Genomic DNA, 14,529 nt, shown 5'->3' on the forward strand with positions numbered 1-14,529 from the left:
GAGAAGTTTACGAAAGTTAACACCATCACGCTGAAGCTCGGCGAGATGGCCGGAATCGACAGGGAGGCCCTCTCCTTCTGCTTCGAGGTGGCCTCGAAAAATACATGCGCCGAAGGCGCCGCGCTCAATTTCGAGATGATCCCGCTCATGGGGAAATGCAGGGCCTGCGAAAGTTTCTTCAAGGTGAAGGATTTCGTCTTCCGTTGCCCTTTCTGTCAGGGGATAGAAATCGAAGTTGTAAGCGGAAGAGAGATAAGGATTTCGCACATAAATGTTCATGATGGGGATAAGTGAATGCATGAGATCAACCTGGAATCCGACCTTCTGGCATCAAACGAGGAGATTGCCAGGGAGAACAAGAATATCTTCGATCAGCATGGAATATACGTCTTCAACCTGATGAGCGCCCCTGGCTCCGGGAAGACCTCACTGCTCGAGAAGACCATTCCGGAGCTGAAAGGCAGGCTCCGTCTGGCAGTCATCGAAGGCGACATCCAGAGCACGAAGGATGCCGACAGGATCAAAGCCCTCGGCGTCGAGGCTTTTCAGATAAACACTGGGAGCCTCTGCCATCTCGATGCGAGGATGGTCCACAATTCTCTCCATCATTTTCATCTGCATGGGCTCGACCTCCTCATCATCGAGAATGTCGGGAATCTCGTCTGCCCGGCGGAATTTGATCTCGGTGAGGATCACAGGGTAATGGTTTACTCAGTCTCCGAGGGGAACGACAAACCGAAGAAGTATCCCCTGATGTTCCATCGCTCGCATCTCATCTTGATCAACAAAACGGATCTCATGTCGCATACCGATTTTGATATACAGAAAGCCAGGAAGGATGCCTCCGATGTGAATCCCAAAGCGGATATCATTGAGATCTCATGCAAAACTGGGGAGGGACTGGACAGATGGATCGAGTGGCTCACCACAAGGATTATGATGAAAAAGTCATGAATCAGCATGATAGATAGCATGAAGGGAATCTTCATACAGCATGGACGATGCGTGGAATGAGAAAGATAACGAAAGGATAGAGTGATGTGCCTCGGGATACCGATGAAAGTGGTTAAGATAGAAGAAAACCTTGGGATCGTTGAAACCGGTGGTGTGAAACGCAGGATCTTTCTCGATCTCATTGACGACGTGAAGGAGGGAGATTACGTCATCGTCCATGCCGGCTACGCCATCCACAGGATCGATGAGAAAGAAGCGCAGGAGAATCTTGATCTAATCAGACAGTATCTGTCGGCCACCGAGCTTTCCTGAGCAATCCTGCAGGCGACCATGAAGCACATCGATGAATACAGAGATGAGAAAGTAATCAGTGGAATGGCATCGACTATCTCGCGGAGAAAAGCCGCAAAACCGCTTAAGTTTATGCATGTCTGCGGAACACACGAGAACGCCATTGCACGTTTTGGCTTGAGGGCCCTTCTCCCGGAATGGATCAGGATCATAGCGGGGCCTGGATGTCCGGTCTGCATCTGCCCGACGGAAGACATCGATCTTGCATCTCAGATCGCCCTGGAGAAAAAAGCCGCCATAGTTACTTTTGGAGATATGATGAAGGTCCCGGCGACAGACGGCTCTCTCTTTGATGTGAAGTCTTCAGGCGGTAAGATCCACGTTGTCTACAGCCCTTCCGACGCGGTTTCGATGGCCAGAGAAAATCCGTATGAAGAGATCTGTTTCTTCGGCGTGGGGTTCGAAACGACAGCTGCGCCCGTCGCGGCGGCCATCCTCTCCCGACCCCCGGACAACTTTAGCATGATCTCCTCTCATAGAATCATCCCCCCTGCTCTGGAGCTCCTCCTGAACAGAGATGATGTCGCGATCGACGGATTCATCCTGCCCGGGCACGTGACTACGGTCATGGGTTACAGCGAGTACGAGGATTTCCCGAAGAAATACGGAAAGGGGGTCGCAATCGCTGGATTTGAGCCAGCGGATGTCCTCCTTGCAATACTGAACCTCGTCGAACAGGTAATAGAGAAGGACTATAAAGTCTTCAACTGTTACAGGAGGTCGGTGACTAGGGAGGGGAACAGACTTGCCAGGGAAGCGATACAGAACGTCTTTGAGATCTCGGATTCGCGGTGGAGGGGGATCGGAATCATTAAGAATTCAGGATTGAAGCTGAGGACTGAATTTCAGAAATACGATGCTGTGAAAAAATTTCAACTGCGAAAGGAAAAAGAGTCGATCGATCTGAATCCGGGTTGTCTCTGCCACCTCATCATGATCGGCAAGATTGAACCGCCTGAATGTCCGATGTTCGGGAAGAGATGCACGCCTGAATTCCCCTATGGTCCCTGCATGGTCTCCAGCGAGGGGACATGCCGCCTCCACCATGGCCTTTGATGATGAAAGGGGTCTTATGAAGCGAGAAAGGATACTGATGGGACACGGTAGCGGCGGAAAGCTCATGCGCAAACTCATCAAGGAGACCTTCCTCAAGAATCTCGATAACCCTTTCCTCTCACCGCTTTCCGATTCTGCCGTAATCAAGATGGGGAAAGAGAAGATTGCAATTACCACCGATTCCTACGTCGTTTCGCCTCCATTCTTCCCCGGGGGAGACATCGGGAAACTCGCTGTCGCCGGTACTGCCAACGATCTCTCAGTCGTTGGAGCAACGCCTCTCTTCATGACCCTGAGTCTGGTGCTCGAAGAAGGATTCCCTATCACCGATCTCGAGAGGATTATCCAGTCCATCAAGATCACGGCGCACGAAGCGGCAGTGGATGTCGTCACAGGAGATACGAAGGTTGTCGAGAAGGGAAAAGGGGATGGTATATTCATCAACACATCTGGTGTCGGTACTATTCCGGAGAAGATATCCCTTTCCATGGAGAAGATCGGAATCGGTGACAGGATCATCGTCAATGGTAGCATCGGCGATCATGGCGCCGCGGTCATGATGATGAGGAGCGGCTTTCAGTTCGAATCCGACCTCATTAGCGACTGCGCACCGCTGTATTCTCTCATCCAGACCCTGCTTAAGGATAATTCCGGAGCCTCCTCCGGTATTAAGTTCATGAGAGATCCAACCAGAGGAGGCGTCGCCGCCACTCTGAACGAGATCGCGGAGAACAGGGGACTCGGCGTGACCATTTATGAGAATGAGATCCCAGTCAGGGATTCCGTGAGAAGCCTCTGCGAGATCCTTGGGCTCGATCCGCTCTATGTCGCCAACGAAGGGAAGGTCCTTATCATTGTCAATAGAAAGAAATCGGAAAGAGTGCTGGAGATCATGAGGGGTCACCCGCTGGGAAGAGAGGCCAGAATCATCGGTGAGATCCAGGAGAAACCGGAGAAAAGGGTGGTCTTGAAGACGAGGTACGGAACATCCAGGATCGTCGACTTGCCCGAGGAGGAGAAGCTCCCCCGCATCTGCTGACGCTTGATGGTATTGAGACTCGCAGCGTGGTTCCCTGAATTTCGTATCATTTCCTGAATATCGAGTTTGAAGATAATCATACAGGATGGACGTGCGGATAAGACAAAAGATCATCGTCAAGGGAATCGTCCAGGGTGTTGGATTCCGGCCTTTTGTATACAGGCTTGCTACCAGGCTGAATCTTGCGGGGAGGGTATGCAACAATCCTCAGGGGGTCACTATCGAGATTGAGGGCTCCCGTCCCGCCATAGAAGAGTTTCTGAGGCTGCTAAGGAGTGAAGCGCCTCCCCTGGCAAGGATCACAGGAATGAATGTATCCGACATGCCGATGGAAAACTCGCAGCGCTTTGAAATCGCCAGGAGCGAGGAGCAGGAAGAGAAGAAAACCCTCATCTCGCCCGATATTGCCGTCTGTGATGACTGTTTGAGGGAACTCTTCGATCCATCGAACAGGAGATACCGTTATCCCTTCATAAACTGCACGAACTGCGGTCCTAGATTCACGATCATCAGGACGATTCCTTACGACAGAAAGAACACATCAATGTCGGTCTTCACGATGTGTGAGGAATGTCAGAAGGAATACGATGATCCGCACGATAGAAGGTTTCACGCGCAACCCAATGCATGCTTCCTGTGCGGACCAGAAGTCTGGCTTACCGATTCAAGAGGAAAGGTCATGGAATGCGAGGACCCAATCCGGGAAGCGGTGGATCGTCTTAAGGAAGGAAGTACCATTGCCATCAAGGGGATTGGCGGTTTCCATCTGGCGGTAGACGCGTCCAACACCGGCGCGATCAGGAGACTGAGAGAAAGAAAGTTGAGAGAAGAAAAGCCTCTTGCCATCATGTCAGGGTCCCTGGAGAAGATCCTGGAATGCGCTTGGCTAAATGAGGAGGAGAGAAAGCTACTGATCTCTTCGGAGCGCCCGATCGTCCTCCTGAGAAAGAAGGATCATCCGGCTATATCCGATGAAGTAGCCCCGGGGAATACCCATTTTGGAGTCATGCTTCCGTACACGCCGCTCCATCATCTTCTCTTCAATAGTGGCCTTGATTTTCAGGCTCTCGTCATGACAAGCGGGAATCTGAGCGAGGAGCCGATCGCCATAGAAAATGGCGAAGCGGTCCGGAGACTCGAAGGAATTGCAGATTATTTTCTCATGCATGACAGGGAAATACTCCTGAGAAGCGATGACTCTGTGATGCTTCATATGGTAGAGCGAGACAGATTCCTCAGAAGGTCTCGAGGCTTTGTTCCGGTTCCCATCTTCCTGGAAGATGAGTATCCGGCCGTGATAGCTTTTGGTGCAGAACTGAAAAACACCGTCTGCCTCCTGAAGGGGGGGAACGCTTTTCTGAGCCAGCACATCGGCGACCTCGAGAATGTTGAAGCCTTTAACTTCTTCCTTGATGCGGGAGAGCATCTCAAGAGGATCCTTGAGATCACACCAATCGCAATTGCCTACGACCTGCACCCGGAATATCTGAACACAAAGCATGCAAGAGAGATCACAGAGCAAGAAATTGAAAAAGACGGAGGGGAAAAGCAAGAAGTGGGGAGAAGGAAAAGAGAGGGGGCAAGAGAAAAAAAAGAAGCGAAGCATGTCAAAGCAATAGGCATTCAGCACCACCATGCTCATATAGTTTCTTGCCTTGCAGAGAACAGCGACAAGGGTCCGGTCATCGGCCTCGCCATGGATGGTCTCGGCTATGGAACGGATGGGGCTCTCTGGGGCGGGGAAGTCCTGATCGCGGATTACACCGGGTTCGAACGATTCATGACCTTCAAGAGTTTGCCCATGCCCGGGGGAACGGCGGCCATAAAGGAACCCTGGAGAATGGCGGCAAGCGCCCTGCATGCTGCGTATGGTGATGAGATTTTCCTGTTGAAGATCCCCTTCATTCAAAAACTCAATCGATCATCGCTTCAGACAGTCGTCAGGATGATCCAGCAGAAGATAAATTCCCCGTTGACCTCCGGTCTCGGAAGGGTCTTCGATGCTGTTGCGGCTCTTCTTTGCCTCAGGTCTGTGGTTTCCTTCGAAGGACAGGCTCCATTTGAGCTGGAGATGAGCGTCGATCCGTCGATCAGAGGAAATCTGTCATACGGATATTCCATCATTCAGACTGACAGAACCTCGAAGTTCGATCTGCTGTTGAGAGCTGCGAAATCCACCCGATCCGTGGAAGAAGCTGAAGATTCTGGCTCTTCAGTGCAGGATACAATCTCCTTCTGGTACGATGATTCCCCTTCATACGTCGTTGGCCTTGATGGAATGTTTCGGGAAATCGTTGCCGACATATGGAAAGGAAAGGCAACAGGGGAGATCAGCGCAAAGTTCCATAACACGGTCGTTTCCATCCTAGCGGAAGCCTGTTCCATGCTCAGGCTTGAAATCGGTTTCGATAAGGTTGCCCTCTCAGGGGGAGTCTTCCAGAACAAATACCTTTTTGAGAATCTTGTAAAGGAACTAAAACAGAGAGGATTCGAGGTCCTAACCCATTCGCTGGTGCCAGCCAATGATGGAGGGATCTCCCTGGGGCAGGCCGTTATTGCCGCTTCTATCCTGAATATGACTGGCATTTCATGAAATCTCTTCTCCTGGCATGCTTGACAAAGAATAACGACTCTGAAAGAATTACACTCAATTTTCGAGGGAATCGTCATGAAATTCATATCGAGGGACAGCGAATTTTTTGACCTCTTCGACAGACAGGTCGGTGATCTCATCCGCATCACGGAGATCCTGAGCAGCTTCGTCAAGGATTTTAAGGTGAGTGAAGAGATGCGGACAAGGTTCAAAGAAGCGGAGCATGAGGCCGACATCACTACCCACGAGATCATCGATAAAGTGAACCGGACCTTTATCACACCCATCGATCGAGAGGATATCCACTCCCTTGCCCAGGCCATGGACGACATCGTAGATCTCATCGATGCCTCTGCGGGAAGGGTCTTCCTCTATGAGATCACTCAGCCGACGGAAGAGATGAAGCGCTTCGTGGAGATCATCCACAAGATGGTCCAGGAGATCTCCAAGGCAATCGGGATGCTACGGAATCTGAAAAATCAGAGGAGGCTTCTCGACCACTGCATCGAAATCAATCGTCTCGAGAACGAAGCAGACGCCACGCTGTTGACCTCCATCGAAAAACTCGTAGAGAATCGCAAGGACTTCTTCGAATTTCTGAGATGGAAAGAGGTCTATGAATCCCTGGAATCCGCAACGGACAAATGCGAGGACGTGGCGAACATCATCGAAGGGATCGTCATCAAGAGCATCTGAAAATCTTCCCCGGGGTGAAACTGGAAAGGAGATGATTTGACCACAGCCATCATTTTCCTGTTCGTCATCATCGTTCTGGCATGGACGTACGATTTCTATAACGGCATGAACGACTGTGCCAATGCCATTGCCACGACCATCAGCACGAGAGCCCTAAGCCCAAGGATGGCAATCCTTCTGGCGGCCGGGCTCAATATCGCAGGAGCCTTTCTGACGACGGCAGTCGCCAAAACAATAGGGAAAGGGATCGTCGCACCCGAGGCGATAGATCAGTGGATCTTCCTCAGTGCGCTTCTGGGTGCCATCATCTGGTCTGCCATCTGCACTCATGCAGGCATACCGATCAGCATCACCCACTCTCTCGTGGGAGGGCTCATTGGGGCAGCGGTGGCAGGAAGAGGGATGGATGTGGTTCAATGGACGGGGATAAGAAAGGTCCTCATCGCTATGATTCTCTCTCCCCTCGCGGGCTTTCTGGCGGGCACCCTGTTGATGATAGCAATGGTCTGGATCGGTAGGAACGCACACCCTTTCAAGGCAAACAGGTTCTTTCTTAGGAGCCAGATTCTATCCGCATCCTTCATGGCCTTAAGCCACGGCGCCAACGACACCCAGAATGCCATGGGAGTCATAACCGCCGCTCTCGTCAGCGGGGGTTTCCTCGATACGTTCCACGTTCCCTACTGGGTCATGCTCGGTTCCGGGGCCTTCATGGGTCTCGGGACCTATCTTGGCGGATGGAAGGTGATCAAGACGATGGGGATGAGAATGGTCAAGCTGCGTCCCCTGCATGGCTTCAGCGCCGAGACGTCGGCTACGGCTTCCATTCTCGCAGCAACCTATATGGGAGCTCCAATCAGCACGACCCAGGTTATATCGACCGCCATCATGGGGGTGGGAGCCGCGGAGAAACTCTCCAGGGTGAAATGGGGACTCTCTTTTCAGATCATCGCAACATGGATACTGACCATCCCAGGGGCCGCTCTTATTTCCGCGATCCTCTGCATCCTCATAGAGCTCATCGGTCTTTCCCGATGATCTCTTGATGACCTGGATATAGCGTGTTTTCTTGCTGATGGCCATTCTGTGAGCGGAGGATGGATTCCAGTATAAAATTAAAATAAGTTTCCAGAAAGAAACGGAGTTCCAGAATGAAGCTGGAAAATATCAAGATCATCCTGGTCGAGCCGCAGCATGCGGGGAACATCGGAGCCTGTGCAAGAGCCATGAAAAACATGGGACTTTCTCACCTGGCTCTTGTAAACCCGGTGGAGTTCATGGTCGAGGAAGGACTGAAGATGGCTGTCGATGCGAAAGGGATCCTGAGGAATGCGGAGCTTTTCACATCGCTTGAAAAGGCTCTCAGGGAGACGTCACTCTCCATAGGAACCACCCGTCGGCAGGGAAAAATGAGAAAACCGGTCTATTCCATCAGCACAATCGCCCGGAAGATTTCATCCTTCTCCGAGAAGAATAAAGTTGCTTTCGTCTTTGGAAGAGAAGATAAGGGACTCCTGACGAAAGAGCTGCAGCTCTGCACGTTTGTCACCACTATTCCTTCCAGCGAGAAGCTCCCATCCCTGAACCTTGCGCATGCGGTGATGATCACCTGTTATGAGCTTTTTCTCACCTCCTCTCTTCCGACGATCGAAGAGCCGCCGCTTCTGGCAAAATTTGAAGATGTGGAAAGCTTTTACAGACACCTCGAAGGGATTCTCGTGAAAATAGGATTTCTCAACGAAGCCTATCCAACGACCATAATGGTTGCGCTGCGGAGACTCTTCGGGAAGGCCGATCTGGAGCCGAGAGAGGTTAAGATTCTACGCGGGATTCTCAGGCAGATCCAGTGGTATGTTTCACGACCTTCAGCATGATACTGTAAGGAAACTCCTCAAACCTGACCTGTTGATAAAGGGAAAAGATGAATGCAAGCGGTCATCTCTCGAGTATCATAAAGGAAAAGGCTGAGAGTCTCGGCTTTGCATCCGTAGGTTTTCTGCCTGTTCATCCTCTCGACGAGAGGGAGCATCTTGGAAAATATTTTGAAGCCGGCTGGCATGCAGACATGGAGTGGCTCCGGAAAGGTCTGGAGCATAGACTCGATCCTTCCCTTCTTTTCAAGAATGCGCGATCTCTTGTCTCCCTCGCCATCAACTACTTTAATGAGGAGTGGAAACCAGCAGCCCCCGGAATACATGGAAGGATGAGCCGGTATGTTTATGGCCGTGACTACCATGCCGTCATCCAGTCGAAGTTAAAGGAGCTCTCTCTATTTATGGAGATGGAGGGAGCCGCACTGGCTTTCTGTTACGTGGATGATAGTCCCATCCTCGAAAAGAAATGGGCCACGCTTGCAGGCATCGGCTGGAGAGGCAAGAACTCTGTCGTATTAAACAGCGTTTACGGCTCATGGCTCTTCCTGGCAGAGATCATTACCGATCTTGAACTCAGCTATACAGAAAAAGAGATTGAAAGTCGCTGCGGGGAATGCACACTCTGCATCGACCTCTGCCCTACGGGAGCCATCGAGGTCCCGCATATGGTCAATGCTTCGAAGTGCATCGCATATCAGACCATCGAAAACGATGGTATCGTCCCTGAAGAGATAAGGGAAGATATGGGGAACTGGATCTATGGATGTGACATCTGCCAGGAGGCCTGCCCCGAGAATCATAGAGCGAAGGTGACGGAAGAACCACTGTTCCTCCCCAACGAGAAGGTCCTGAACCTCACCCTTGCCGACATCTTACGGCTCGATGAGAATAGCTTTCAGGAGGTTTTCGAAGGGAGTGCCATCAGGAGGGGGGGAAGGAAAAAGCTCCAAAGAAATGCCTGCCTGGCTGCAGGAAATCTGTTGCGTAATGAAGCCTCTGCGGCAAATGAATTGCTAAAACCTTTGCAAGCCCTTGTTGAGGACGAGGACCCTATTCTTAAGAGCCATGCCTCCTGGGCCCTCGCCCGCCCCTTTTAACAAGCGAAAAGTCTTTTCCTAAAGGATATTTTGAAAATTTGACAGAGTGCGTGTAAGATTTAGGGAAATAGAGGGTTCCTGATGCATTCAGAAAGACAGAACGACAACACCGGAAGAAGCTGCGAAACTATCAAGAGGGTCTTCCTGTACGCATCGAGTCTTTTTTTCTTCATGTTCTTATGTCTCATCTGGCTGATGATATTTTTTCCGCAGTTGATTGCCCGGGAGGAAGAGGGAGAAAAAGGCGTGGAAGGATGGAAAGCGACGCGATATGAGATCGACGTCACGCTGGACCCTGAAAAGCAGGGGATCTACGGGAAGGTGAAAATCGACATCGAGTCTGAGAGGGAAGTGTATTCTTTGCGCTTCCTGTTGAATGAAAATCTTCACATTCTCGGCGCGAAGCTGTCGAGCGGGATACTTGAGTACAGAAAGGCAGGAGAGGTTGTTACCGTCGATGTCGATCCTCCCATACGTGGAAAAAAATCAATAACCTTCGAAATTGAAGGGAAGATCAAGATAAAAGCAGGGGCGGAACGTCCTGCCTTCGCTCAGGACAGTATTCTGCTTCTTGGCACCGATCTCTGGTATCCGCTGTCAGGGGAAGGAGGAGCGAGATCCTTGATAAAGGTCACCCTCCCGGCAGGATTCAAGGTAGTCGGTCCTGGAAAGATGATTGAAGGGAAACAGGTCGGAGATCGAATAACCTATACCTGGCAGAACGATATTCCGATTCAGTTCTGTTCAATTGTGGCCGACAGGAAATGGGTCGTGCGAAGCACGGAAAGGGGATCGGTCAGGGTCCAGACCTACCTCTATCCTCTGGAGGAGGGTGAGTTTGCCGAGAGAATCGCTTCCTCTGCAACGGATATCATCAATTGCTTTTCCAGCCTCTTCTGTCCCAATCCTTTCAGCCAGATCTCCATCGTAGAGCTGGAGGGGATCAGTCGGACCAGGACTCTTAACGGGATCATCCTTTACTCCCCTGAGAATCTCATCCGAATATTCTCTTCCGAGGGCTTCGATGCTCGCTCCATCGGATATCTCTGGTGGGGATACCTCATCGGAGGAGAGGGACCCGGAGGATGGCAGCAGATGCAGGGTCTCGGAAGCTACGCAGAACATCTCTACTGCGAGAAGATGGGCCTTCCGGCCACCGATTTCATGGAGCGCAGCAGAATGGAGTATCTTCTCCTCGACAGCAAGCTGGATCGTCCCTTCGCAGAGGTTGGTCCTGAGTCTCCGGACCCTCTGATCTTCGGGAAGGGATCAGCCATCATGGCCATGCTCCGGTATGTCGCGGGAGATGAGCCTTTCTTCAAAGCCGCCAAGCTCCTGTTTAAGGAGAAGATATTCACCAGGATGACGCTGGATGAACTCCGGGAAACTCTGGAGAAGGGAACCGATATGGATCTCGGGAGATTTTTCAGGAACTGGATCGCGAGTAGTGGCATACCTGAATTGAAAATGGAACATAGCGTGCGCGAGACCTATCAGAAAGATTTCCGGGTGGATCTGAAGATCGTCCAGGAGAGTGGCATCTACGATCTTCCAGTCGAGATCCTGATGGCCGGAAGAGAGGGAAGGAAAGTTGAAGAAGTCTTTATAGATGACAGAGAAAATAAATTCATGTTCCGATACTCTTTCCGACCCGATAACATCATTCTCGATCCCCAGCACAAAATCTTCAGAAGAGAGCCCGACCTTAAGAAGAAATCGCTGAAGCTGTTGTGGAAGGAGGAGATCGAGAAGGCTATCCAGGAAGCGCTGAGGATGGAAAGGGTGAAAAAATATGATGAAGCCGGGAAGATCTATGAAGAGGCATTGACTTCAGTCGGTAGCGTAAGAGAGATCCTGTACAACTACGCAAGAATGGAGCATGCAAGGAAGAATTACGAAAAGGCTCTCGAACTGTACGCTGGTGCCGCAAAGGCGGAACCGCTTCTGAAGGAAGCGCAAAAAGACCCGCTTCTTCCCTGGAGTCACATCAGGAGAGGAAATATCTACGACGTGATGGGGAGAAGGAGCAAGGCGCTTGGCGAGTACCGGAAGGCCCTGGAGCATCCGGATATGATGGATTCCAAGAAAACGGCGGAAAGATATATCAAGAAGCCTTACCGGGAGGAATAGCGCCTCGCTGTTACCATGTGGTATCTTGAAGGGCTTTAGTGGTGAGGAATTTCAAAGATTGAGAGAGGTGAAAGAGATGAAAGCATCGGATTTGATGGTCAGAGAGGTCGTAACCATCCATGATGAAGCCACTGTGGACGAACTGTGCGATTTGCTCCAGGAGAAGAACATCAACGGGGTCCCCGTTGTGGATCATAATGGGAGCCTCGTTGGCGTAGTGACAATGGAAGATATCATCTACGGGGCGATGGGGATCACTGGCGAGGACAAGAGAAAAAAAGAGAAAAAGCTTGCGCTCTACAGAGGCAAACTGATCGTCAGACAGCCCGAGGAAAAAGCCATCGTGATGGTGAAGGAAATCATGACTTCACCAGCCATCTTTGCCTATGAAGATACGCCTCTCATAGAAATATGCAGGACCATGTGGAATTTCCGGATACACAGGATCCCCATTGTTCATGGAGACAGGGTAACCGGAGTCATCAGTTCTCTGGATCTGTGCCGGGCCATCGCCACAGGAACAATCACAGCCTGACATTGCAACTCTCGTAGATATTGTCCTTATTTCAATAGATCATGCTTTCAGCCTGACCGAGCCGTTCGTAGAACATGTTCCTTCGCATCGGAATGAACCCTGCTTCCTGGATGTTCCTGACGATCTCCTCTTCTGATAACTGAAATGAGACCCCGGCGGCACGGACGACATTTTCCTCGATCATCGTGCTTCCAAAATCATTTGCGCCGCACCTCAGGGCGAGCTGTGCAACCTTATCCCCCTGCGTCACCCAGGAGACCTGGATATTCCTGATGTTGTCCAGAACTATCCGGGATATGGCCAGCATCTTCAGGTATTCATGCGGCATTGCCTCCTTCCCGCCGAGCCGGGTGTTGCCGGGCTGGAAGGTCCATGGAATGAAGGCCGTGAATCCCCCGGTCTTGTCCTGAAGCTCTCTAACGAGAAGTAGGTGGTTGATCCGTTCTTCCGTCGTCTCGATGTGTCCAAACATCATGGTCGCCGTAGTTTTCATCCCCTGGCGGTGTGCTTCCTCCATAACTTCAAGCCATTCCGCCACGGAGCATTTGTTTGGAGAGAGTATTTTCCTGGTCCTGTCGGAGAGTATCTCCGCCCCTCCCCCGGGGATGGAATCAAGCCCGGCCTCTCGCAGTCTCCTGATCGTTTCTGAAATCGGAAGAGCCGAGATACTTGCGATGTGGATGATCTCCGGCGGTGAGAAGGCGTGGACGTGAATATCAAATTCCGCTTTGATATTCCGGAGAAGTTCTTCGTAGAATCCGATCTGGAGATACGGGTGAAGCCCTCCCTGCATGAGAATCTGAACCCCGTTCAGAGAGAGGGTCTCTCCTATCTTTCTTTTTATTTCTTCAAAGGCGAGAAGGTAACTATCCGGATCAGAAGCTTTTCGGTAGAATGCACAGAAAGAGCATCCAGATATGCATATGTTGGAATAATTGATGTTCCGGTCGATGATGTATGTGACGACGCGATCGGGATGTTTCCTCTTCCTGACTTCATCGGCGAGAGAGCAGAGAAAGAGAAAGCTCCCCTCCTCATAAAGCAGAAGAGCCTCATCTCTTTCAATCCTCCTGACGCTTAGAATCTTTTCTTCGATCTCTGCCAGACTGTTGCGATGGTCATCTCTCATGGGAGCTATATTGTACCTTCAAATTCAGGCATCCGCATTACATAGCAAGGAAGCCTTTCTTGGTGATGCAACCCTCGCTAAGAATCAGAATTCGAATTCTACGGTGGCGGGGGAGCCGGAGAATATCTCGACATCTTCCTCTTTTGTGGCTTTTTTGGAAGTAACGGTTATCCTGTAAGGGCCGGGCGGGAGATTGGGAAAGAGATATGCAGTTTTTTCCTTGCCTTCCTCGATGGATATCTCCTCTTCGAGATACATGAGGAATATGCTATAGAAGTCATGTCCTGCTGCATCCAGGATCCTGATCCTGACCGGAAGATCTGCTGGCGAGATGCCAATCTTGAGCGGCGCTCCCTCTTTCAGCATAAAATCTTCAACGTAATGTCTTCCTGGTTCGATCTTAAAGTCGTCTAAAATTAAAGGGGCAAGGGCAGGAGCAAAGATGTAGAGTGAGTAATTTCCGGGCTCAAGATCATCGAAGACGAATCTGCCACCGGCATCGATGGAGGTTCCTGAAGAGTGATTCTCCTTTATCATCTGGATGTCAGCAGCGGGGGGAATGGCACCCTTTTCCGATCTGACTGTTCCTCTAAGCGTTGCCCCTTTTACAAGGGCGATCTCGAGCGGCGGGATATTTTGAACGATGGCAACCGGGATCACCTTTCGGATATAACCGGGACTGACGACGGTCACGGAATATTTTCCTTCTCTCTCGATGAGGAAGCTGAAGAAACCTTCGGAATCGGTGGTCGTCGATTGCATCTCGGACGTGGCTGCTGTTATGCTTGATGCGACGCCATCCACTTCATGATGGATGTCAAACGTAACGATTCCTTTATCTCCAAGTTCTTCGCTCCAGACATCGACTCTGGCAAAGGGGATGGGCATCCTTGTCTCTCCATCAATGACCCTTCCCGAGATCTCGTGCTCGGGATAAAGGATGTCGTATCGGAACTCTTTGACCCGGGGGATATCGACGACTTTTATGAATCTCTTCTCGGCATTCTCGATGACGACGGTGTACCGTCCGTCTTTGAGTCCCCTGACTTTGTAAAAGCCTGTGGAATCAGTATAG

Annotated in this window: 14 protein-coding genes; 12 read left to right on the forward strand and 2 right to left on the reverse strand. The window is 50.9% G+C overall.

All coding sequences use genetic code 11. From position 1 onward, the window contains the following. The 12 genes from AB1756_03530 to AB1756_03585 all read left to right on the forward strand — a co-directional run. Window positions 1–294: hydrogenase maturation nickel metallochaperone HypA (locus tag AB1756_03530; protein ID MEW5806408.1), on the forward strand; the 294-nt coding region annotated here is incomplete at its 5' end. Beyond that, the gene (gene hypB, locus AB1756_03535; GenBank protein ID MEW5806409.1) at window positions 295–954 is read left to right on the forward strand and encodes a hydrogenase nickel incorporation protein HypB; all 660 of its coding nucleotides are present in this window, start codon (window positions 295–297) and stop codon (window positions 952–954) included. A gap of 84 nt (window positions 955–1,038) precedes the next feature. Beyond that, window positions 1,039–1,266 carry a HypC/HybG/HupF family hydrogenase formation chaperone gene (locus tag AB1756_03540; protein ID MEW5806410.1) on the forward strand — a complete coding sequence of 76 codons (228 nt, stop codon included), beginning with the start codon at window positions 1,039–1,041 and terminating at the stop codon, window positions 1,264–1,266. Between the two features lie 18 nt (window positions 1,267–1,284). Then, complete coding sequence (gene hypD, locus AB1756_03545; protein MEW5806411.1) at window positions 1,285–2,361, forward strand: hydrogenase formation protein HypD; 1,077 nt, start codon at window positions 1,285–1,287, stop codon at window positions 2,359–2,361. Window positions 2,362–2,377: 16 nt separating this feature from the next. Beyond that, the gene (gene hypE, locus AB1756_03550) at window positions 2,378–3,400 is read left to right on the forward strand and encodes a hydrogenase expression/formation protein HypE (GenBank protein ID MEW5806412.1); all 1,023 of its coding nucleotides are present in this window, start codon (window positions 2,378–2,380) and stop codon (window positions 3,398–3,400) included. Between the two features lie 85 nt (window positions 3,401–3,485). Continuing rightward, the gene (gene hypF, locus AB1756_03555) at window positions 3,486–5,993 is read left to right on the forward strand and encodes a carbamoyltransferase HypF (GenBank protein ID MEW5806413.1); all 2,508 of its coding nucleotides are present in this window, start codon (window positions 3,486–3,488) and stop codon (window positions 5,991–5,993) included. Between the two features lie 75 nt (window positions 5,994–6,068). Continuing rightward, on the forward strand, window positions 6,069–6,689 hold the full coding sequence (locus tag AB1756_03560) for a DUF47 family protein (GenBank protein ID MEW5806414.1): 621 nt from the start codon (window positions 6,069–6,071) through the stop codon (window positions 6,687–6,689). Window positions 6,690–6,725: 36 nt separating this feature from the next. Then, window positions 6,726–7,727, forward strand: coding sequence for an inorganic phosphate transporter (locus AB1756_03565; GenBank protein ID MEW5806415.1), 1,002 nt, complete (start codon window positions 6,726–6,728; stop codon window positions 7,725–7,727). A gap of 113 nt (window positions 7,728–7,840) precedes the next feature. Continuing rightward, window positions 7,841–8,563, forward strand: a complete 723-nt coding sequence (locus AB1756_03570; protein ID MEW5806416.1) for an RNA methyltransferase — start codon at window positions 7,841–7,843, stop codon at window positions 8,561–8,563. A 47-nt stretch (window positions 8,564–8,610) separates the two neighbouring features. Next, on the forward strand, window positions 8,611–9,660 hold the full coding sequence (queG, locus tag AB1756_03575; GenBank protein ID MEW5806417.1) for a tRNA epoxyqueuosine(34) reductase QueG: 1,050 nt from the start codon (window positions 8,611–8,613) through the stop codon (window positions 9,658–9,660). Between the two features lie 81 nt (window positions 9,661–9,741). Continuing rightward, the gene (locus AB1756_03580) at window positions 9,742–11,790 is read left to right on the forward strand and encodes a hypothetical protein (GenBank protein ID MEW5806418.1); all 2,049 of its coding nucleotides are present in this window, start codon (window positions 9,742–9,744) and stop codon (window positions 11,788–11,790) included. Between the two features lie 76 nt (window positions 11,791–11,866). Beyond that, window positions 11,867–12,325 carry a CBS domain-containing protein gene (locus tag AB1756_03585; protein MEW5806419.1) on the forward strand — a complete coding sequence of 153 codons (459 nt, stop codon included), beginning with the start codon at window positions 11,867–11,869 and terminating at the stop codon, window positions 12,323–12,325. 31 nt (window positions 12,326–12,356) lie between these two features. Here the strand turns inward: AB1756_03585 and mqnC are convergent, their stop codons facing one another. Next, on the reverse strand, window positions 12,357–13,454 hold the full coding sequence (gene mqnC / locus AB1756_03590) for a cyclic dehypoxanthinyl futalosine synthase (protein MEW5806420.1): 1,098 nt from the start codon (window positions 13,452–13,454) through the stop codon (window positions 12,357–12,359). 84 nt (window positions 13,455–13,538) lie between these two features. Continuing rightward, window positions 13,539–14,529 (reverse strand): carboxypeptidase-like regulatory domain-containing protein (locus tag AB1756_03595; GenBank protein MEW5806421.1); only part of this gene is annotated, 991 nt, incomplete at its 5' end.

The sequence above is a fragment of the Acidobacteriota bacterium genome, from assembly GCA_040752675.1.
In the GTDB taxonomy this organism is placed as follows: Bacteria; Acidobacteriota; Polarisedimenticolia; order JBFMGF01; family JBFMGF01; genus JBFMGF01.